The 21841-nt window shown below is 69.5% G+C and carries 18 protein-coding genes; 8 read left to right on the top strand and 10 right to left on the bottom strand.

The window, feature by feature from the left end:
* Positions 1-76 precede the first annotated feature (76 nt).
* Entirely contained in the window at positions 77-1546 is a 1470-nt protein-coding gene (locus AB0G32_RS06180) for a CCA tRNA nucleotidyltransferase (RefSeq protein ID WP_361158835.1), read from the bottom strand.
* Between the two features lie 230 nt (positions 1547-1776).
* Here AB0G32_RS06180 and AB0G32_RS06175 point away from each other — a divergent pair, with 230 nt between their 5' ends.
* From AB0G32_RS06175 to trxA, 7 genes are all read left to right on the top strand, one after another.
* Positions 1777-4155, top strand: a complete 2379-nt coding sequence (locus AB0G32_RS06175) for a DUF6049 family protein (protein WP_361158833.1) — start codon at positions 1777-1779, stop codon at positions 4153-4155.
* 43 nt (positions 4156-4198) lie between these two features.
* Positions 4199-6679 (top strand): murein biosynthesis integral membrane protein MurJ, encoded by a 2481-nt coding sequence (murJ, locus tag AB0G32_RS06170; protein WP_361158830.1) that lies wholly within the window; start codon positions 4199-4201, stop codon positions 6677-6679.
* Positions 6680-6817: 138 nt separating this feature from the next.
* Positions 6818-8536: a protein kinase family protein gene (locus AB0G32_RS06165; RefSeq protein ID WP_361158827.1), complete on the top strand. Its 1719-nt coding sequence runs from the start codon at positions 6818-6820 to the stop codon at positions 8534-8536.
* 32 nt (positions 8537-8568) lie between these two features.
* Positions 8569-9267 (top strand): RNA polymerase sigma factor SigM, encoded by a 699-nt coding sequence (sigM, locus tag AB0G32_RS06160; RefSeq protein ID WP_361158824.1) that lies wholly within the window; start codon positions 8569-8571, stop codon positions 9265-9267.
* Between the two features lie 17 nt (positions 9268-9284).
* Entirely contained in the window at positions 9285-10208 is a 924-nt protein-coding gene (locus tag AB0G32_RS06155) for a hypothetical protein (RefSeq protein ID WP_361159095.1), read from the top strand.
* 163 nt (positions 10209-10371) lie between these two features.
* Complete coding sequence (gene trxB, locus AB0G32_RS06150; protein WP_361158821.1) at positions 10372-11340, top strand: thioredoxin-disulfide reductase; 969 nt, start codon at positions 10372-10374, stop codon at positions 11338-11340.
* A gap of 41 nt (positions 11341-11381) precedes the next feature.
* A complete protein-coding gene (gene trxA / locus AB0G32_RS06145; protein WP_361158818.1) occupies positions 11382-11720 on the top strand; it encodes a thioredoxin in 339 nt (112 codons plus the stop codon).
* Positions 11721-11807: 87 nt separating this feature from the next.
* On the opposite strand, the gene AB0G32_RS06140 is transcribed toward trxA, so the two are convergent.
* The 9 genes from AB0G32_RS06140 to rpmH all read right to left on the bottom strand — a co-directional run bounded on the left by AB0G32_RS06140 (position 11808) and on the right by rpmH (position 18806).
* The gene (locus AB0G32_RS06140) at positions 11808-12425 is read right to left on the bottom strand and encodes a GNAT family N-acetyltransferase (protein WP_361158816.1); all 618 of its coding nucleotides are present in this window, start codon (positions 12423-12425) and stop codon (positions 11808-11810) included.
* A 331-nt stretch (positions 12426-12756) separates the two neighbouring features.
* The gene (locus AB0G32_RS06135) at positions 12757-13869 is read right to left on the bottom strand and encodes a ParB/RepB/Spo0J family partition protein (RefSeq protein ID WP_361158814.1); all 1113 of its coding nucleotides are present in this window, start codon (positions 13867-13869) and stop codon (positions 12757-12759) included.
* On the bottom strand, positions 13866-14939 hold the full coding sequence (locus AB0G32_RS06130; RefSeq protein WP_361159092.1) for a ParA family protein: 1074 nt from the start codon (positions 14937-14939) through the stop codon (positions 13866-13868). The genes AB0G32_RS06135 and AB0G32_RS06130 overlap by 4 nt, the downstream gene beginning before the upstream one ends.
* 257 nt (positions 14940-15196) lie before the next feature.
* A complete protein-coding gene (gene rsmG / locus AB0G32_RS06125) occupies positions 15197-15916 on the bottom strand; it encodes a 16S rRNA (guanine(527)-N(7))-methyltransferase RsmG (RefSeq protein WP_361158811.1) in 720 nt (239 codons plus the stop codon).
* A 128-nt stretch (positions 15917-16044) separates the two neighbouring features.
* Positions 16045-16557 (bottom strand): R3H domain-containing nucleic acid-binding protein, encoded by a 513-nt coding sequence (locus AB0G32_RS06120; protein ID WP_361158809.1) that lies wholly within the window; start codon positions 16555-16557, stop codon positions 16045-16047.
* Positions 16558-16572: 15 nt separating this feature from the next.
* A complete protein-coding gene (gene yidC / locus AB0G32_RS06115; protein ID WP_361158806.1) occupies positions 16573-17901 on the bottom strand; it encodes a membrane protein insertase YidC in 1329 nt (442 codons plus the stop codon).
* Positions 17902-17904: 3 nt separating this feature from the next.
* Complete coding sequence (yidD, locus tag AB0G32_RS06110; RefSeq protein WP_361158804.1) at positions 17905-18279, bottom strand: membrane protein insertion efficiency factor YidD; 375 nt, start codon at positions 18277-18279, stop codon at positions 17905-17907.
* Positions 18276-18647, bottom strand: coding sequence for a ribonuclease P protein component (gene rnpA, locus AB0G32_RS06105; protein ID WP_361158801.1), 372 nt, complete (start codon positions 18645-18647; stop codon positions 18276-18278). Before rnpA ends, yidD begins: the two co-directional genes overlap by 4 nt.
* Before the next feature lie 21 nt (positions 18648-18668).
* Positions 18669-18806 (bottom strand): 50S ribosomal protein L34, encoded by a 138-nt coding sequence (rpmH, locus tag AB0G32_RS06100; RefSeq protein ID WP_003949374.1) that lies wholly within the window; start codon positions 18804-18806, stop codon positions 18669-18671.
* 407 nt (positions 18807-19213) lie between these two features.
* Between rpmH and dnaA the strand changes: the two genes are divergently transcribed.
* On the top strand, positions 19214-21262 hold the full coding sequence (dnaA, locus tag AB0G32_RS06095) for a chromosomal replication initiator protein DnaA (RefSeq protein ID WP_361158798.1): 2049 nt from the start codon (positions 19214-19216) through the stop codon (positions 21260-21262).
* Positions 21263-21841: the final 579 nt, after the last annotated feature.

Here is a 21841-nt window from a genome sequence, read left to right as displayed (position 1 = left end):
ACACCGCCCCCCAGCACCGTGAAACGGGGTGATGTTTCACGTGAAACATCACCCCGCCCCACCATGACGCGCCTGCTCAGCCCTCCTGCCGGGCCCACCACTCCCGGAGCGCCGCCACCGCCGCCTCATGCTCCATCGGCCCGTTCTCCAGCCGCAGCTCCAGCAGGTGCTTGTACGCCTGCCCGACAGCGGGACCAGGGCCGATACCGAGGATCTGCATGATCTCGTTACCGTCGAGGTCCGGTCGGATCGAGTCCAGCTCCTCCTGCGACTGAAGCTCGGCGATCCGCTCCTTCAGCCCGTCGTACGCCCGGGAGAGCGCGGCCGCCTTGCGCTTGTTGCGGGTCGTGCAGTCGGACCGGGTCAGCTTGTGCAGACGGTCCAGCAGCGGACCCGCGTCCCGGACATACCGGCGCACCGCGGAGTCGGTCCACTCGCCGGTGCCGTACCCGTGGAAGCGCAGGTGGAGCTCGACCAGCCGCGAGACATCCTTGACCAGCTCGTTGGAGTACTTCAGCGCCGTCATGCGCTTCTTCGTCATCTTCGCCCCGACCACCTCGTGGTGGTGGAAGGAGACCCGCCCGTCCTTCTCGAAGCGGCGGGTGCGGGGCTTGCCGATGTCGTGCAGCAGCGCGGCCAGCCGCAGGGTCAGATCGGGACCGTCCTGCTCCAGGTCCATCGCCTGCTCCAGCACGATCAGCGTGTGCTCGTAGACGTCCTTGTGGCGGTGGTGCTCGTCGCTCTCCAGCCGCAGGGCGGGCAGCTCGGGCAGGACGTAGTCGGCCAGGCCGGTCTCCACCAGGAGCGTCAGCCCCTTGCGCGGGTGTGCGGACAGGATCAGCTTGTTCAGCTCGTCCCGGACCCGCTCGGCCGAGACGATCTCGATCCGCCCGGCCATCTCCTTCATCGCCTTGACGACCTCGGGAGCCACCTCGAAGTCGAGCTGCGCGGCGAACCGCGCGGCCCGCATCATCCGCAGCGGATCGTCGGAGAACGAGTCCTCCGGCGTGCCGGGGGTGCGCAGTACCCGGGCCGCGAGGTCGTCCCGGCCGCGGTGCGGATCGATGAACTCCTTCTCGGGGAGTGCGACGGCCATCGCGTTGACGGTGAAGTCCCGCCGGACCAGGTCCTCCTCGATGGAGTCGCCGTACGACACCTCCGGCTTGCGCGAGGTGCGGTCGTACGCCTCCGACCGATAGGTGGTCACCTCGATCTGCAGGCTTCGGTCAGCGCCTCCGACACGGGCTTCCTTCTGCGCACCCACCGTGCCGAAGGCGATCCCGACCTCCCAGACGGCGTCCGCCCACGGGCGGATGATCTTGAGGACGTCCTCAGGACGGGCGTCGGTCGTGAAGTCGAGATCGTTGCCGAGCCGCCCGAGCAGCGCGTCGCGCACCGAGCCGCCGACCAGGGCGAGGGAGAACCCGGCTGCCTGGAAGCGGCGGGCGAGATCGTCGGCGACCGGCGAGACGCGCAGCAGTTCACTCACCGCGCGCTGCTGCGCCTGGCTCAGGGCATGGGGACTGACTTCATTGGCGTTCGGCACAACAGAAAAGGGTACGTGGCCCGGGCGGAGCCGAGCGCACCCCTTTTCGCGCGCATCCCTTGTTCGGACGCTCCCCTTTATACGGGCATATACGAGGCGGGCCGGTCGCACGGCCGGTGCGCCGCCTGATCTTGTGGCCCACTCCGCGGCACTTCCCCTCAGCGCGCATCGTTACCATGCGTGGACGCACATTCCGACGACCACTGACGACGACGAGGACGGGCGAGCGCGTGGCCGAGGCGGCAGACTTCCAGGGGACCCATCCCTCACCTGCCCGCCGCTGGGTACGGCGCACCGTGACACTGGTCGCTTCCGCACCCTTGCTGGCGGGGCTCGTAGGGGTGTCGGCGACCGCTCCGGCCCACGCGGCGGAGCAGGCCGCGGCCGAGTCGGACGGGGTTTCCGTGGCCGTCGACTCGCTCAGTCCCGCCGCCCCCACGGACGGCGACACCGTCACGGTGTCGGGCACGGTGACCAACAACGGCAAGCAGGCGGTCACCGACGCCCAGCTCGGCCTGCGGGTGGGCCAGCGGCTCGACACCCGTTCCGCCATCGACACCGTCGCCGACAACAGCGACGACCTCGGCGGCGCGCTCGGCACGCAGATCGACGACAAGTACGCCGAGGAGTACACCAAGCTCACGCTCGGAGTCGCCGAGCACTTCACCATCTCGGTCCCGGTCGACGCGCTGGACCTCGGCGCGGACGGCGTCTACGAGTTCGACGTGACGCTCTCCGGGCAGACCTCCGCGCAGCCCTGGGAGCAGGTCCTCGGCGTACAGCGGACCTTCCTGCCCTGGCAGCCCGGCGAGGCCGGCACCAGGACGAAGACGACGTTCCTGTGGCCGCTCGTCTCCACCGCCCACATGGCCGCGGAGACGGGCTCCAACGAGACGCAGACCCCGGTCTTCCTCAACGAGGACCTGGCCAAGGAGATCTCCCCCGGCGGCCGCCTGAACCAGATGGTGGCGCTCGGCAAGGATCTCGACGTCACCTGGGTCGTCGACCCCGACCTGCTGGCCTCCGTCGACGCGATGACCCGTAACTACGAGGTCCGGGGCACGGACGGCAACACCACGGTCGGCAAGCACCAGGCCGTCGCCAAGCAGTGGCTCGCCGACCTCCAGAAGGCGGTGGCCGACAAGGAGGTCGTCGCGCTGCCCTTCGCCGACCCGGACCTGGCCTCCCTCGCGCACAACGGCACGGACTTCACCGGTTCGCTGAGCCAGCTGAAGGAGGCCACCGACGTGGTCGCCAACACGGTGGAGCCGATCCTCCACGTGAAACCGGACACCGACTTCGCCTGGCCGGTGGAAGGCGCCGTCGACCCGTCGATCGTCAAGGTCGCCACCTCCGCCGGCGCCGACAAGGTGCTCGCCCGCAGCGACAGCCTCCAGGAGAGCGGCGGCCTGTCGTACACGCCCTCCGCGGCCCGGCCGATCGGGGGCGGGACGACGGCGGTCGTCGCGGACGCCCGCCTGTCCACGGCGTTCGAGGGCGACCTGACGAAGGCGTCCACCTCCACGGCGGCCGTGCAGCGGTTCCTCGCGCAGAGCCTGTCCCTGGATCTGCAGACCGGCAAGCAGCGCAGTGTCGTCGTCGCCCCGCAGCGCATGCCCACCGGCAGTCAGGCCCGGGCGATGGCCGAGGCACTGACCGCCCTGGAGGACGGCACCTGGTCCGAGTCCCAGGAGCTATCCGACGCCGCCTCGGCCAAGCCGGACGCCGGGGCCACGACGAAGGTGCCGTCGCGTTCCGCGTACCCCTCCGCGCTGAGCAAGCAGGAGCTGCCGTACTCGGTGTTCGAGCAGATCGCCCGGACGCAGGACAAGCTGGACCACTTCAAGGCCGTCCTGTCCGACCAGTCCCGGGTGGTGACCCCCTTCGGCCGGGCCATGAACCGGGAGATGTCCACGTCCTGGCGCGGCCGGGCCGCCGCCGGGCAGACTTTCCGCAACGGCGTGGAGACCTACCTCGACGGTCTGACCGGCCAGGTCAGACTGATCGACAAGTCGGAGACGAAGCTGTCCGGGCGCAGCGCCACGATCCCGGTGACCGTCCAGAACAACCTCGTGCAGGACGCCGACCACCTGGTGCTCCGGCTGACCTCCACCAACCCGACCCGGCTGAAGATCGGCGGCAAGGCCTACCAGGAGCAGCCCGTGTCGGTCTCCGGCGGGCACAGCCAGTCGGTGAAGTTCACCACGTCCGCCAACGCCAACGGCCGGGCCACGGTGATCGCCCAGCTCTACACTGCGGACGGCCGCAAGTACGGCCAGCCGGTGACCTTCGACGTGAAGGTCACCGAGATCACCGCCACCGTGATGCTCGTCATCGGCGGCGGCGTCCTCCTCCTCGTCCTCGCCGGCTACCGCATGTACCAGCAGCGCAAGCGCGCCGCCGCCCGCGCCGGGGGCGACGAGGGCCCCGACGCCGGGGAGGGCACCGAGGACGGCCCCGAGAACCCGGAAGGCCCTGCCGGCCGTCTCGCCGAGGAGTCGGGGACACCCGCCCGGGCAGGCGACCCGGAGCAGCCGAGTGACCCCGGTGCGGACACCGCAGCGGAAAACGCCGACCCGTCCGGGACGGGTGAGAGAGTGGACCGTTGAGATGTCGTGGCCGGTGGGCCCGGGACGATGAGGTGGGGTAACCATGAACGCGCCGTACGACGGTGACCGTGGCCAGGCCGCGGGCAGCTCGGGCTACCCCGAGGGCCCGCCGGCCGAGCACGACCAGGCGCCCCAGCAGCCGCCGGCGGACATGTACCTCCAGGACGCCTACGACCAGGACCCCTACCGGGCGCAGGACCTCTCCGCCCAGGACCCGGTCGACGAGGCCCTCTACGACCGCGCCGCGCACCCCCCGCCGCCCCCGGGCACGTACCCGCCGCAGCAGCCGCTCTACGGACCGCCGGCCCAGTCGCCGTACGCCCCGGACCCGCAGGTCTGGGCGCAGACCCCGCCGCCCGAGCCGGACGGCGTCACCCAGTACCTGCCGTACGGCGACGATCCGCGCACGACGCAGTTCGTGGGCGTGGACGACCTGGTCACCCAGGCCGGCGAGCAGCGCCACGAGCCGGACGCCTTCGCCCACCTCTTCCGCGACCAGCAGCAGGGCGGCGGCCACCCGTCCTACAGCGACGGCGCCTCGGTCCCCGGCCCGTCCCCCGCGCCGAACCAGCAGGCGGCGGCGCCCGGCCCCTACGCCCAGTACAGCGCCCCGGCCGGTCAGCAGCAGTACGGCAGCGCCGTCCCGGCGGACCAGCAGCAGTACGGCGCGGGCTCCCCGGGGGGGCAGGGGCCGTACGGCACGGAGCCACCGGCCCACGGCCAGTATCCGGGCCCCGGACCGGGCCAGTACCCTGTCTCCCAGTCCGGTCAGGAGCAGCAGGCGGCGCCCCCGCCCGGCCAGTACCTGACCGCGCCCCCGCCGGCCGCCGAGAACCCCGCGCAGGGGTCCGACGCCACCATGCCGCTCACGGCCGCCGCAGCGCCCAAGAAGAGCGGTCGTGCCGCGGGTCTGCTGAAGTCGAGCGCCGTGATGGCGGCCGGCACGATGGTCTCCCGCCTCACCGGCTTCATCCGCTCCGCGCTGATCGTCTCGGCGCTCGGCGTCGGTCTGCTCGGTGACACCTTCCAGGTCGCCTACCAGCTTCCGACGATGATCTACATCCTCACCGTCGGCGGCGGACTCAACTCCGTCTTCGTGCCGCAGCTCGTCCGCGCCATGAAGGAGGACGAGGACGGCGGCGAGGCGTACGCCAACCGGCTGCTGACCCTGGTGATGGTGGCGCTCGGTGCGCTCACCGTCCTCGCGATCCTCGGGGCACCGATCCTGATCCGTCTGCTGTCCGACTCGGTGGCCAGCGACCCGGCGGCCAACCAGGTCGGCATCACCTTCGTGCAGTACTTCCTGCCCTCGATCTTCTTCATGGGCGTCCACGTGGTGATGGGGCAGATCCTCAACGCCCGCGGCAAGTTCGGCGCGATGATGTGGACCCCGGTCCTGAACAACATCGTCATCATCGTGACGCTCGGCATGTTCATCTGGGTCTATGGCACCTCCGCCGACTCCGGGATGAAGGTCACCAGCATCCCGGAGGAGGGGCAGCGGCTCCTCGGCGTCGGCATCCTGCTCGGCCTCGTCGTGCAGGCGCTCGCGATGATCCCGTACCTGCGTGAGACCGGCTTCCGGATGCGGCTGCGCTTCGACTGGAAGGGCCACGGCCTCGGCAAGGCGGTCACGCTCGCCAAGTGGACCTTCCTGTTCGTCCTCGCCAACCAGGCCGGCGCGATCGTCGTTCTCCAGTTGTCCACCGCCGCGGGCGACGCGTCGCCCGTCGACGGCACCGGCATCGCCGCCTACTCCAACGCCCAGCTGATCTGGGGCCTGCCGCAGGCCATCATCACCGTCTCCCTGATGGCCGCGCTGCTGCCGCGCCTGTCCCGCTCGGCGGCCGAGAACGACACCGGCGCGGTCCGCGACGACATCTCCCAGGGACTGCGTACGACGGCCGTGGCGATCGTCCCGATCGCCTTCGGGTTCGTCGCACTCGGCATCCCGATGTGCACGCTGATCTTCGGCTCCTCGGGCACCAGCGAAGCCACCAACATGGGCTTCATGCTGATGGCCTTCGCCCTCGGCCTGATCCCGTACTCCGTGCAGTACGTGGTCCTGCGCGCGTTCTACGCCTACGAGGACACCCGGACCCCCTTCTACAACACGGTGATCGTGGCGGCGGTCAACGCCGGTGCCTCGGCCGTGTGCTATTTCGTGATCCCGGCGCGCTGGGCCGTGGTCGGCATGGCCGCCTCCTACGGACTCGCCTACGCCACCGGCGTCGGCATCGCCTGGCGCCGGCTGCGCAAGCGGCTCGGCGGGGACCTGGACGGCTCCCGGGTGCTGCGGACCTACGCCCGGCTGGCCATCGCCTCAGTCCCGGCCGCCCTGCTCAGCGGCGCGGCCTGCTACGGCATCGGCCACACGCTCGGCCAGGGCGTCGCGGGCTCCCTCGCCGCGCTCCTGGCCGGCGGCGTGATCCTGCTCGGTGTCTTCTACCTCGCCGCCCGCCGGATGCGGATCGAAGAGCTCAACTCGCTCGTCGGTATGGTCCGCGGACGCCTGGGACGCTGAGACGGGGGGTAGGCGCACAACCATCGTTCGTCGCCGCGTGTCGTGCATAGCGGCGGACTGTGGGCACAATTGGTTTCGGCGTCGGACGGCGCGCAACGGGTGTCCGGCGCGCGATGAATTGGGGAGGCAGGAACGACGGTGGCGGAACGGAGCACAGCTGCCGTCGACGTGGCAGACAACAGCGACGACGAGTCGCTGACCGCCGAGGCGGACCAGTCCACGGCCGACGGGGTGGCCAACAACCGGGAGCGGGACACGGACAGCGACGAGGCACAGGCGAGCCCCGGTACCCACGAGTCCGGGAAGGCATCGCCCCCCGAACTGCACAGCGGTCACAAACTCGCCAGACGCTACCGTCTCGAGGAGTGCGTCACCCGCCTGGACGGATTCAGCAGCTGGCGGGCCGTGGACGAGAAACTGCGCCGCGCCGTCGGCGTCCACCTGCTGCCGGCCGAACACTCCCGGGCCCGGTCCGTGCTGGCCGCCGCCCGCTCCTCCGCGCTGCTCGGCGACCCCCGCTTCGTGCAGGTGCTGGACGCCGTCGAGGACAACGACCTCGTCTACGTCGTCCACGAATGGCTCCCCGACGCCACCGAACTGACCACGCTCCTCGCGGCCGGCCCGCTGGAGCCGTACGACGCCTACCAGATGGTCACCCAGGTCGCGTCCGCGATGGCCGCGGCCCACCGCGAGGGTCTCGCCCATCTCCGCCTCAGCCCCAACGCCGTGCTGCGCACGTCGACCGGGCAGTGGCGCATCCGGGGCCTGGCCGTCAACGCGGCGCTGCGCGGCATCACCTCCGACACCCCGCAGCGCACCGACACCGAGGCCATCGGCGCGCTGCTGTACGCCTCGCTCACCCAGCGCTGGCCGTACGAGAACAACGCCTACGGACTGTCCGGCCTGCCCAAGGACCTCGGACTCATCCCGCCGGACCAGGTGCGGGCCGGGGTCCACCGGGGGCTGTCGGAGCTGGCCATGCGGGCGCTCGCCAACGACGGTGCCACCGCCTCCCGGCACGAGTCGGCGTGCACCACGCCGGAGGAGCTGGTCAAGGCGATCGGCGAGATGCCCCGCATCCGCCCGCCGGAGCCGGCGTTCACCACGCCGCCCGAGTACCAGCGCACCTCCTACCAGCAGGGCTCCTACGGCCGTCCGGCGCCGCGTCCCGGCATCACCCAGCCGGTGCCGACTCCGCCGCCCCCGTTGCAGAGCCGCACCGGCAAGGCCCTGAAGTGGGGCGTCTCGGCCCTGCTCATCGCCGCCCTCGGCCTCGGCAGCTGGCAACTGGCCGACGCCCTGATGGACCGGGGCGGCAAGTCCGACGACCAGAACCAGACGCAGACGACGGACGACAACGACAAGGGCGACGAGAAGACCGACCCGATCAAGCCGATCACGATCGAGGCGGCCCAGGAGTACGTCGCCAGCGGCGACGCCCAGGCCCCGGGCGACGTCGGCAACACCTACGACAGTGACACCGCCACGTACTGGCGTACCAACAGGTACAACGACGGACCCACGCTCGCGCCGTACAAGCCCGGGGTGGGCATCGTCTACGACCTCGGTTCCGCCAAGGAGGTCTCGACGGCCTCGATAGGACTCCGGTACGCGGGGGATCACACCACGGTGCATCTGTACGCCACGGACTCGCTCTCGCCTTCGACCGGAGTCGATGGCATGAAGGAGATCGGGGAGGCCACCGGCAGCGGGACCTCCTTGACCGTCAAGGCGTCGAAGAAGGTCAAGACACAGTTCGTCCTGCTGTGGATCACGGCGGTGCCGAACGCGCCGGCGGACGGCTACAGCAGCGCCGGCTACAAGCAAGCAGTCACCGACGTGACCTTCAAGGGCTGAGCGCGACCCGGACGCAGAGGGTGGGGGGTCCGATGGCAGATGGCACCGCGTACGGCGACACCAGCGACCACGACCTCCTCGCCCGCCACGTCGAAGGCGACCCCGACGCTTTCGGTGAACTCGTCCGGCGGCATCGGGACCGGCTCTGGGCGGTCGCCCTGCGCACGCTGGGGGACCGGGAGGAAGCCGCCGACGCCGTGCAGGACGCCCTCGTCTCCGCGTACCGGGCCGCCCACACCTTCCGCGGGCAGTCGGCCGTCACGACCTGGCTGCACCGGATCACGGTGAACGCCTGCCTGGACCGCGCCCGCAAGGCGGCCTCCAGGAAAACCGCCCCGGTCGACGACACCGAACGTCTGGAACAGTTGCTGGAGCCGCACGAGTCGGCCTCCGCACCGGCCGAGCGCAACGAGCTGCACCGGCAGCTGGTGGAGGCCCTGGGCACTCTGCCGCCGGACCAGCGGGCCGCTCTCGTCCTGGTCGACATGCAGGGCTACCCCGTCGCCGAGGCGGCCCGGGTCCTCGACGTGCCGGTCGGCACGGTGAAGAGCCGGTGCGCCCGGGGCAGAGCCAGACTCCTGCCGCTGCTCACCCACCTGCGCCCGGACGGCGGCAGCGGCGGCGACAGCCCACCGGGCGCGGAACGGAACCGGAGGCGGGGGACACCCGTCCCACCCGCAGCGGGGCCGAGCGATTCGACCGCAGTGAAGGGCGGAGGTGGACGAGCGTGACGTCGTCGACGGCAGACATGGGCCAGCACCCGGACGTCGCGGAGATCTCCGACCTCGCCGAAGGACTGCTCCCGCCGTCCCGGACCACGGACGTACGGCGGCACCTGGACGCCTGCGAGTTGTGTGCGGACGTCTACGCGTCGCTGGAGGAGATCCGGGGCCTGCTCGGCACCCTGCCGGGGCCGCCGCGGATGCCGGACGACGTTGCCGGCCGTATCGATGCCGCCCTCGCCGCCGAAGCCCTGCTGGCCGCGACGGCACCCGAGACGGCGGACCCGGCACCGGCGGTCACGACACCGGTGCCGCTCGACAGCCGCCCGCATGTTTCACGTGAAACATCGACACCGCCGCCCGACCGTCCCGCGGGCCGGGCCGTCTCCTCCACCACCGGCCCGGGACGCAAGGAGCGCAAGGAACGCACCCGGAGCGGGCGCCGCAGGATCGCCGCTCTCGGTGCCGTGTTCGCGGTGGCCGCCCTGGGGCTTGGCTCGGTGATCGTGTCCTCCCTCGACAGCGGCGACTCGCCCGGGGACCCCGGACAGCCTTCCGCTCTCGCGGACACCTTCTCCGAGAAGAAGCTGGGAACGGAGATCTCCGGACTCCTGGCGGACGACCAGCCGGGGCAAAGCACCGAGCCGTCCTCCACACAGAGCGCGCAGAGCGCGCAGAGCTTCAGCGTGGAGTCCGGGACCGGCGCCGAGAACCATGTCTTCACCCAGCCCACCGTGCCCGCGTGCGTACGCCAGGGCATCGGCCGCGACGACGCGGCGCTGGCCACGGAGGAGGGCATCTACCAGGGCCGTGAGGTGCTGCTGGTGGTCCTCCCGCACACCGCCGACACCGGCAAGGTCACGGCCTACCTAGTGGAGACGGCCTGTGTCACCCAGCCCTCGCTCGGCGCGGGCGAGGTGCTGCTCCAGGACTCCTACGCCCGGCCCTGAGGCTGACGTTCCTCCCTCGCCCCGTCGCGCTTCGGGCCGGCGCCGCAGTGTGCCCGGACACAGCGGGAATGCGCGCCCCGTAGGATCCGTTGGGTGGGGTGAGAGCTCTGAGAAATGCTTTCGCCGGTCATGAAGACGCAGTCCAGAGACGAGGAAACCAGCCGTGAGCGACGTCCGTAACGTGATCATCATCGGCTCCGGGCCTGCCGGCTACACGGCGGCGCTGTACACCGCGCGCGCGTCGCTGAAGCCGCTGGTATTCGAAGGCGCTGTCACCGCAGGCGGTGCGCTCATGAACACCACCGAGGTGGAGAACTTCCCCGGCTTCCAGGACGGGATCATGGGCCCCGAGCTCATGGACAACATGCGGGCTCAGGCGGAGCGCTTCGGCGCTGAGCTCGTCCCGGACGACATCGTGTCCGTCGACCTGACCGGTGAGATCAAGACGGTCACGGACACCGCGGGAACGGTCCACCGGGCCAAGGCGGTCATCGTCACCACCGGCTCGCAGCACCGCAAGCTCGGCCTGCCGAACGAGGACGCCCTGTCCGGCCGTGGCGTCTCCTGGTGCGCCACCTGCGACGGCTTCTTCTTCAAGGACCATGACATCGCCGTGATCGGCGGCGGTGACACCGCGATGGAGGAGGCCACCTTCCTCTCGCGGTTCGCCAAGTCCGTGACGATCGTCCACCGTCGCGACACCCTGCGTGCCTCCAAGGCCATGCAGGAGCGTGCCTTCGCCGACCCGAAGATCAAGTTCGTCTGGGACAGCGAGGTGGCCGAGATCGAGGGCGACCCCAAGCTGTCGGGTCTGAAGCTGCGCAACCTCAAGACCGGCGAACTCTCCGACCTGGCCGTGACCGGCCTGTTCATCGCCATCGGCCACGACCCGCGCACCGAGCTCTTCAAGGGCCAGCTCGACCTGGACGGGGAGGGCTACCTGAAGGTCGACGCGCCCTCCACCCGGACCAATGTGACCGGTGTCTTCGCCGCCGGTGACGTGGTCGACCACACCTACCGCCAGGCGATCACCGCGGCCGGCACGGGCTGTTCCGCCGCCCTCGATGCCGAGCGCTTCCTCGCGGCCCTGTCCGACGAGGACAAGGCCGAGCCCGAGAAGACCACTGTCTGACCCTCATCCGCCCCAAGTACCAACCAGTTAAGGAGCCCGCCGTGGCCGGCACCCTGAAGCACGTGACCGACGACTCTTTCGAGCAGGACGTCCTCAAGAGCGACAAGCCCGTTCTGGTGGACTTCTGGGCCTCCTGGTGCGGCCCGTGCCGTCAGATCGCGCCGTCCCTCGAGGCGATCGCCGCCGAGTACGGCGACAAGATCGAGATCGTCAAGCTGAACATCGATGAGAACCCGGGCACGGCCGCGAAGTACGGCGTCATGTCCATCCCGACCCTGAACGTCTACCAGGGCGGCGAGGTCGCCAAGACCATCGTCGGCGCCAAGCCGAAGGCCGCGATCGTCCGCGACCTGGAGGAGTTCATCGCCGTCGCGAAGTGACGTTTCACGTGAAACACGGAGGGGCCCACCCGGCAGGGTGGGCCCCTCCGTTGTTCTTCGGGCTCGGCTCCGGTTTCCGCTCACCCGTCACAGTGGCCTGAGCGCCGGCTCCTTCTGTACGGCGCCGAGCAGCCGGTCGAGTGCCATCTCCACGTCCTCCTTCCAGGACAACGTGGACCGCAGCTCCAGCCGGAGCCGGGGGTTGCTGGGATGCGGCCGTACCGTCTTGAAGCCCACGGCCAGCAAATGGTCGGCCGGCAGCACACACGAGGGCTGCTTCCAGCGGGCGTCCCCGAAAGCCTCGATCGCCTTGAACCCGCGACGCAGAAGATCCTTGGCCACCGTCTGGACCATCACCCGGCCCAGTCCCTGCCCCTGATACCCCGGCACGATGAACGCGGTCATCAGCTGTACCGCGTCCGACGAGACGGGACTCGTCGGAAACGCCGCGGAGCGCGGGACATAGGCGGGGGGAGCGTAGAGCACGAAGCCGACCGGCACGTCATCGACGTAGACGACCCGGCCGCAGGACCCCCAGTCCAGCAGGACGGCGGAGATCCAGGCTTCCTTCTCCAGAGCGGCCGTGCCCGCCTTTACCGCGGCCTCCCCGCTGACGGGGTCGAGCTCCCAGAAGACGCATGAGCGGCAGCGCTGGGGAAGGTCCTCAAGGTTGTCCAGCGTGAGCGGTACGAGCCGACGCCCCATGAAGGCTTTTCCTCGCTTCCTTCGCCCTTCGTGTCCAGGGCGGCCGTCAGAGCACTCCGCTCCTTGAGCAGACTGCCGATGAACCCACCGATCGCTCCCAGTCCCAGCCCCGCGCTCAGCCATCCGGTGCGGCTCGTCGTTCGCATGGCGCTGCCTCACTCCCAGAGGTGACTGCCAGGTGACTCCGCCCTACCTGATCGCATCGTATCCACGATGCGATTGCCCCGATACCGGTGTAAAGCAAAGAGCGGACCGCGTTCCGGCACACACCGGACACGGCCCGCTCTGGCGCCGAGGCGGAGCACCTCACCGGGGGCTCCGCCGTCGGGACTCAGGAATCGTCCTCTTCCGTCTCGCCGTCCACGAGGCTCCGCTGAAGCACCGGACCCTCACCGGGGGCCAGTGCGTCGAGGATGCGGCCCAGGTCGTCCATCGAGGCGAACTCGACGGTGATCTTGCCCTTCTCCCGGCCCAGGTCCACCTTCACCCGGGTCTCGAACCGGTCCGAGAGCCGGGTGGCGAGATCGGACAGCGCCGGGGAGACACGGGCACCGGCCCGCGGCCCCTTGGCCCGGGGTGCCTTCTGCGGCCGGGACCCCATCAGGGTCACGATCTCCTCGACCGCCCGCACCGAGAGCCCTTCGGCCACGATCCGGTGCGCCAGCCGGTCCTGCTCCTCCGAGTCCTCCACCGAGAGCAGCGCGCGGGCGTGCCCCGCGGAGAGGACTCCGGCCGCCACCCGCTTCTGCACGGACGACGAGAGCTTCAGCAGCCGCAGGGTGTTGGAGACCTGCGGCCGGGAACGGCCGATCCGGTCCGCCAACTGGTCGTGCGTGCAGTTGAAGTCCTTCAGCAACTGGTCGTAGGCGGCGGCCTCTTCCAGCGGATTCAGCTGAGCGCGGTGCAGGTTCTCCAGCAGCGCGTCCAGGAGGAGTTTGTCGTCCTCCGTGGCCCGCACGATCGCCGGGACGGCCTCCAGTCCGGCTTCCCGGCAGGCCCGCCAGCGCCGCTCACCCATGATGAGCTCGTACTGTCCGGCATCCACCTGCCGGACGACGACCGGCTGAAGAAGACCGACCTCCTTGATGGAGGTGACCAACTCGGCGAGTGCGTCCTCGTCGAAGATCTCACGCGGCTGCCGCCGATTCGGCGTGATGGCGTCCAGCGGAATCTCGGCGAAGTAAGCACCCATAGGAGCCATGGGTGTCTCCACCGCACCGGAAGCCGGCGTCTCCTCTGCCTCGTGTGATGTTTCACGTGAAACAGACGGCAGTGCGGTCACCTTCGCCGCTGCCACACCTCGGTCGGTCGTCAGCCCGGGGACACCCGTGGGAGCCGCCGGAATCGCACCGCCCAGGGCGGCCGATGCCACCGACTTCTCCGATGAGGCGGGCGGGATCAACGCTGCCAGACCTCGACCCAACCCCCTCCGTCGCTCGTTCACTGGATCCCCTCCACCGTGCTCGGATCGTTCTGTGCACCGATGTGGGCGTGCGTCGCGTCGTAGCTGACGCCCGCGCCCCTCAGTGCGATCTCTCGTGCCGCCTCAAGATAGGACAGGGCACCGCTCGATCCTGGATCGTAGGTCAGCACCGTCTGGCCATAGCTCGGCGCCTCGGAGATGCGGACCGAGCGGGGGATGCTCGTCCGCAGCACCTCCTCACCGAAGTGGCTGCGCACCTCGTCCGCGACCTGGGACGCCAATCGTGTCCGGCCGTCGTACATCGTGAGCAGGATGGTCGACACATGGAGTGCGGGGTTGAGGTGCCCCCGCACCAGGTCGACGTTGCGCAACAGCTGCCCCAGCCCCTCCAGCGCGTAGTACTCGCACTGGATCGGGATCAGCACCTCCTGGCCCGCGACGAGCGCATTCACCGTCAGCAGACCGAGGGAGGGCGGGCAGTCGATCAGGATGTAGTCCAGAGGCTGTTCATACGCCTGGATCGCTCGCTCGAGCCGGCTCTCACGAGCCACCAGGGACACCAGCTCGATCTCCGCACCGGCGAGATCGATCGTGGCCGGGGCGCAGAACAGACCCTCGACATCGGGAACGGGCTGGACGACCTCGGAGAGCGGCTTGCTCTCGACCAACACGTCATAGATCGAAGGAACATCGGCGTGGTGGTCGATACCCAGAGCGGTGGAGGCATTCCCCTGTGGGTCGAGGTCGACCACCAGGACACGGGCACCGTGCAGGGCCAGCGAGGCGGCGAGATTGACGGTCGTCGTCGTCTTGCCCACCCCGCCCTTCTGGTTGGCGACCACCATGACGCGGGTCTGCTCAGGTCGTGGCAGCCCCTCGCCGGCGCGTCCCAGAGCCTCTACCGCTAGTTGGGCCGCGCGACCGATCGGTGTGTCGTCCATCGGAGGCGGTGTTTCACGTGAAACATCCGCCCCCATCGACTCGGTACGGGGACCGGGGACCGGATCGGTCATCGGGCCCGCGATATTGGCGTCGGACCGCAAGGATTCACTCTCCTCGACTTCAGGCTCGCAATGAACAGAGCCTCCCATGCCTTCGGGGTCGCGAACCAGTGAGGCCTGCTGTTCTGTGGAGAAATCCCCCGCTGTGGACAACTCCGTGACCCTCACGAGTGGCCGAGCCCCCTCAGCGGAGGCTCCTGCACCCAGTGAGCCGAGAGGCTTGCGGTCGCGGGGTTCGGCCGCAGCGCGGCCGCGACTGATGATGCCGTGCAGCAGTGAGCGACGTTTCACGTGAAACACGATGCACAGCGGTCGAAGCCGAACTGCCGCGACACTCCGGCTCGGCGCTATCCGCGACGCCGACGTGCCCGTCCCGTGCGAGCCGCCTTGGCCCGTTTGGCCGCGAACCGCACACCGCCCGGACTCTCCCCGACCTCCACCCGCACCACCGTGGACCGAGGGTCCACCACGCCTTCCCCCACATGCAGGATCGACGTCGCCACGGCCCCGAGCTTGCTCAGCGCCGTCGTGGCACTCTTCAGCTCCTCCTCGGCCGTGTCGCCCTTGAGCGCCAGCATCTCCCCGTAGGGCCGCAGCAACGGAACCCCCCAGGTGGCCAGCCGGTCCAGCGGAGCCACGGCCCGGGCCGTCACCACATGGACGGGCGGGAGCTGCCCCATGACCTCCTCGGCCCGGCCCCGCACCACGGTCACATGGTCCAGGCCCAGCAGCTCCACCACCTCGGTCAGGAAGGTGGTGCGCCGCAGGAGCGGCTCGAGAAGGGTGATCTTCAGGTCGTCCCGGACCAGTGCGAGCGGGATGCCGGGCAGGCCAGCGCCCGAGCCGACATCGCACACCGTCACTCCCTTCGGCACGACCTCGGACAGCACCGCGCAGTTCAGCAGATGCCGCTCCCACAGCCGGGGCACCTCACGCGGACCGATCAGGCCGCGCTGCACACCTGCCTCGGCCAACAACTCGGCGTAGCGCACCGCGTCCGCATAGCGATCGCCGAACACCTCGCGTGCCTGCTCGGGCGCGGGGGGAAGCTCCGCTGCCTCCGTCACGGGGGAACCGTCCTTCCGTACCGCGTCGGCACTTCACGCGCCGACATCCGAACCACCAGAACTATCAGGGCTGACAAAGTTCGGCCCCGTCTGCGCAACAGACGGGGCCGGGGGAACGCGGGAACCGATCAGGCGGGCAGTACGACGACGAACCGCTGCGGCTCCTCGCCCTCGGACTCGCTGCGCAGTCCCGCGGCCTTGACCGCGTCATGCACGACCTTGCGCTCGAACGGGGTCATCGGGTCCATGCGGACCGGTTCGCCGCTGCTCTTCGCCTCGGTGGCGGCCTTGGCGCCGAGCTCGGACAGCTCGGTGCGCTTCTGGGCCCGGTAACCGGCGATGTCCAGCATCAGTCGGCTGCGGTCGCCGGTTTCCCGGTGCACGGCCAGCCGGGTGAGCTCCTGGAGCGCTTCCAGGACCTCACCGTCCCGGCCGACCAGCTTCTGGAGGTCGCGGCCACCGGTGTCACTGATGATGGAAACAGCGGCACGGTCGGCTTCGACGTCCATGTCGATGTCGCCGTCGAGGTCGGCGATGTCGAGCAGACCCTCCAGGTAGTCCGCCGCGATCTCACCCTCCTGCTCCAGGCGGGTCAGGGTGTCTGCGCCCTCGGCAGCGGCGGCGATGGTGCCTTCCGTCACGGGATGGACTCCTTCTTACTTCTTCGACGGGGACTTGGGCCGCTGCGGGCCCTTGCGCTGTCCGGACTGGGCCTTGCTGCGGGTACCGGAGCCGGGCTTCTGCGCGGCCTTCTTGGCAGCGGCGGGCTTGGCGTCCTGGGGCTCGCCGGACTTGCTCAGCGACGTCGGCTTCGACTTGGACGTCGAGGAGGAGGCCGAGGAGGACTCGTCGTCGTCCTCGGCCGACGCTCCGGCGTCGCCGGAGCCCTTGGGCGCACCGGACTGGCGCTGGGACTTCGACTGCCGCTTGGGCTGCTGCCGCTTGGGGGCGCCGGTGGTCGGCGTACCGTCCTCGGACTCGACGGCGGCCGCGGTGTCGCTCTGCACGACGTTGCCGTCGGCCTGGGCCGCGAGGCCGGCCTTGGTCAGGCCGTTGATGAACTTCCGCTCGAACTCGTTGCGGTCCCGGCCCTTGGCGACGATGGCCTTGACGATGGCGCGCTCGCTGCGCCGACTGACCTTGCCGTTGTGCGAGACGTGCTTGTACAGACGCTCGAGGTAGGCGGACTGGGCCTTGGAGCCCGGGGTCGGGTTGTTGCGGATGACGTACATCTGCTGGCCCATGGTCCACACGTTGGTGGTCAGCCAGTAGACGAGGACACCGACCGGGAAGTTGATGCCGAAGACGGCGAACATCACCGGGAAGACGTACATCAGCATCTTCTGCTGCTGCATGAACGGCGTCTTCACCGTGGTGTCGACGTTCTTCGTCATCAGCTGGCGCTGGGTGAAGAACTGGGACGCCGACATCAGGACGATCATGATGGCGGTGACGACCCGCACATCGGTGATGGAGGAGCCGAGCGCGTCCACCTTCGCGGCACCGTCGGTGAACTTCGCCGCGAGCGGCGCACCGAAGATGTGGGCCTTCTGCGCGCTCTCCAGCAGCTGGTTGTTGATGACACCGATGGTGTCACCGGTCGCGATGCCGTTGAGCACGTGGTAGAGGGCGAAGAAGAACGGTGACTGCGCCAGGATGGGAAGGCACGAGGAGAGCGGGTTGGTGCCCGCCTCCTTGTACAGCTTCATCATCTCTTCGGACTGGCGCTGCTTGTCGTTCTTGTAGCGCTCCTGGATCTTCTTCATCTCCGGCTGGAGCGTCTGCATCGCGCGCGTCGACTTGATCTGCTTCACGAAGAGCGGGATCAGGCAGATGCGGATCAGAATCACCAGGGACACGATCGACAGGCCCCAGGCCCACCCGGTGTCAGGGCCGAAAATGGCGCCGTACACGGTGTGGAACTGGACGATGACCCAGGAGACAGGTGTCGTGATGAAGGTGAAGAAGCTGGCAATCGTGTCCACTAATCATGCTCCTTGGGCATGGGACTGGGTCTCTGCGGCCGGGCTCGAAGGACCGGGCCGGCTCGGGTGAGCAGCCTGTCCTTCGGTGGCCGGTTCGGCGGCGGAGGGCCCGCCCTTGCGTGCGCGCCAGGCGTTCCGCAGCATCTCGTGCCACCGCGGACGCTTACGCGGCGGAACGTGGTCCACTCCGCCCAGCGACCACGGATTGCACCGCAGGATCCGCCAGGCGGTGAGTGCCGTGCCCTTGACGGCGCCGTGCCGGTCGATGGCCGTGAAGCCGTAGTGGGAGCACGACGGGTAGTACTTGCAGACCGGCCCCAGCAGTGGACTGATCGTCCACTGGTACAGCTTGATCAGAGCCAGCAGCGGGTACTTCATCGCGCGCCCCCTCCCAGTAGCCGCTGAAGGGCGGCGTCCAGGTCTTGGGCCAGCTGTGCATGGTCGGCGTCACCCGCTCCGGGTAGCGCTCGTACGACTACCAGGCTACCGGGAGGGAACAGACCGACTCGGTCGCGCATCAGATGGCGAAGCCTGCGCTTCACCTTGTTGCGCACGACCGCACCGCCGACGGCTTTGCTGACGACGAAACCCGCACGCGTCTGGGGAGCGCTCTCCCCAGGCGCGTGCGGGTCCGTTGCACCGCTACGAAAGTGGACGACGAGGGACGGACGACCTGCCCGGCGACCTCGTCGTACCGCGGTCGCGAAATCCTCGCGCCGCCTCAGCCGGTTCTCGGTGGGCAGCACGACGTCATGACCTGATCGGAATCAGGCGGACAGACGGGCGCGACCCTTGCCACGGCGGGACGCGAGAATCGCGCGGCCGGCACGGGTGCGCATACGCAGCCGGAAGCCGTGGGTCTTCGCGCGACGACGGTTGTTCGGCTGGAAGGTGCGCTTGCTCACTCGGGGGCTCCAGAAAAGAATCGGTGGTGGCGGGGTGCCGTCCTGGCTGTCACCGTGCGCCCACGAGTAGCTCGCGTCACGCCCGTGTGCACCGCTTTCCGATCACCTGAAGCGATCTGTGCCCATCGGAGGCAGGCGGCAGCAGCCATCGACAACTCGACCTCGTTACGGTACGCGCGGCTGCGCCATTCGGTCAAACCAACGGCGGCCGGGAGACACTTGTCCACAGGCTGGGGACAACAACTTGAATGCTACCGGCCACGCTGACTACCGTGGCCGAACTCCGATTCGTTCCCTTCCCACCGGCCCATCCCGGCCCATCTGATTCGTTCCGACCCGACCGCCCCGGTTCCGACCGTCCCTCCCTCGGATCACACCTTCGAGGGACACATGAGAGAGCGTGCCCTGTGGCTGACGTACCTGCCGATCTTGCCGCAGTGTGGCCACGCGTACTGGAGCAGCTCCTCGGGGAGGGCCGGGTCCAGGGTGTCGAGTCGAAGGACGAGCACTGGATCCGGCGCTGCCAGCCGCTCGCCCTGGTCGCCGACACCGCCCTGCTCGCCGTACCGAACGAATTCGCGAAGGGTGTCCTGGAGGGCCGGCTGGCGCCCGTCGTCAGCGAGACGCTGAGCCGGGAGTGCGGACGCCCGATCCGCATCGCGATCACCGTCGACGACTCGGCCGGCGAACCCCCCGCGCCCCCGGCCCCGTCGGCGCGCCCCCAGCACCGCTACGACGAACCCGACGGCCGTGAGCCCCGGGACGGCCGTGACCACCGGGACGCTCGTGACTCGCGTGACGGTCGAGACCCAAGGGACTCCCGGGACACAAGGGACTCACGAGACACCCGTGACGCCCGTGACTCGCGTGACGCCCGTGACTCCCGTGACGACTACGAGAGCTACGGCCGCCACCGCGCCGACCCGCTCCCCACCGCTCGCCCCGCCTACCCGTCCGAGTACCAGCGCCCCGAACCCGGCGCCTGGCCGCGCCCCGCCCAGCAGGACGACTACGGCTGGCAGCAGCAGCGCCTCGGCTTCCCCGACCGCGACCCGTACGCCTCCCCGCCGGAGCCGTCGTACGGCCAGCACGGCCCGGACTCGTACCAGAAGAGCCCCTACCAGGACGGCTACTCCCAGGACTACCGCCCGAAGGCGCCCGACCGCGCGCCGTACGACACCGACCGGTACGACTCCGAGCGCCCCTCCTACGACTCCGAGCGCCCGCCGTACGAGTCCCAGCGCCCCGACTACGAGCAGTCGCGCGGCGACTACGACCAGCGCGGCGGCCGGCGGGAGCCGCCCGAGCCGCCCGCCGGATCGGGGCACGTCCACCGCGGCGGCCCGGTCGGACCCGGCCCCGCCACCGGCGCCCCCGGCCCGCTGGCCGCCCAGCCGGCCCCGGCCGCCGGCCCCGGCGAGCCGACCGCGCGCCTCAACCCCAAGTACCTCTTCGACACCTTCGTCATCGGCGCCTCCAACCGCTTCGCGCACGCCGCCGCGGTCGCCGTCGCCGAGGCGCCGGCCAAGGCGTACAACCCGCTCTTCATCTACGGGGAGTCCGGGCTAGGCAAGACCCACCTGCTGCACGCGATCGGGCACTACGCGCGGAGCCTCTATCCGGGCACGCGGGTGCGGTACGTCAGCTCGGAGGAGTTCACCAACGAGTTCATCAACTCCATCCGGGACGGCAAGGGCGACAGCTTTCGCAAGCGGTACCGGGAGATGGACATCCTGCTCGTCGACGACATCCAGTTCCTGGCGGACAAGGAGTCGACGCAGGAGGAGTTCTTCCACACCTTCAACACCCTGCACAACGCCAACAAGCAGATCGTGCTCTCCAGCGACCGGCCGCCCAAGCAGCTGGTCACGCTGGAGGACCGGCTGCGCAACCGGTTCGAGTGGGGCCTGATCACCGATGTCCAGCCGCCCGAGCTGGAGACCCGGATCGCGATCCTGCGCAAGAAGGCGGTGCAGGAGCAGCTCAACGCCCCGCCGGAGGTACTGGAGTTCATCGCCTCCCGGATCTCGCGCAACATCCGCGAGCTGGAGGGGGCGCTGATCCGGGTGACGGCGTTCGCGTCGCTCAACCGGCAGCCGGTGGACCTGGGCCTGACCGAGATCGTCCTCAAGGACCTGATCCCGGGCGGCGAGGACTCGGCCCCCGAGATCACCTCCACGGCCATCATGAGCGCCACCGCCGACTACTTCGGGCTCACCGTCGAGGACCTGTGCGGCACCTCGCGCGGCCGCGCGCTGGTGACGGCCAGGCAGATCGCCATGTACCTCTGCCGGGAACTGACGGACCTCTCCCTGCCCAAGATCGGCGCGCTGTTCGGCGGCCGGGACCACACCACCGTGATGCACGCGGACCGCAAGATCCGCAATCTGATGGCCGAGCGGCGCTCCATCTACAACCAGGTGACCGAGCTGACCAACCGCATCAAGAACGGCTGACGCACACCGCGGTACGCCCCTGTACGACGTGCTGGGCGCCCTCCGGAGGAGATCCGGCGGGCGCCCTTCGTCATGTCCGGCCCGCGCTGGGCCCGTCCGGTGTTCGATTCCGCGCCAGGTTACGGCCGTCGTCCACAGATCCGGCCACTTTTTCCCGTCCACACCATGGGGATCGCCAAGTTGTCCCGAACTCGTCCACAGGCCAGGCTGGTGAGAGATCATCAGGCCAGGTCAGTCGGTTGTGGATTGGTGGACGAAGGATCTCCACAGGCTGTGGACAACGGATCGGTCCACACCCTGTGCACAAAGTTGTCCACGGGCAACCCACAGGCTCTGGCCGGTTGTCCCCAGCGATCACCGGCTTCTCCACACCGCTGTCCACTGTTCGGCAACCCGACGCGGCCCGTCACCGCTGCGAGTGAAAGGCGTCACATCAAGGTGCCGGAGTGGGCTGTGGGAAAGACGGGTAAACCTGGGGACGGCGCTGGGGAGAAGTCGCCTCTCCCTGTGCACGGGGTGTGCAGAACTTTCCGTTCTCCACAGCGGACCCGAGTTGTCCACCGGTCCCGCCCACAGGCC

It is taken from the genome of Streptomyces sp. NPDC023723 (genome assembly GCF_040639815.1).
Taxonomy (GTDB): domain Bacteria; phylum Actinomycetota; class Actinomycetes; order Streptomycetales; family Streptomycetaceae; genus Streptomyces.
This window is presented reverse-complemented; position numbering and strand designations above follow the sequence as displayed.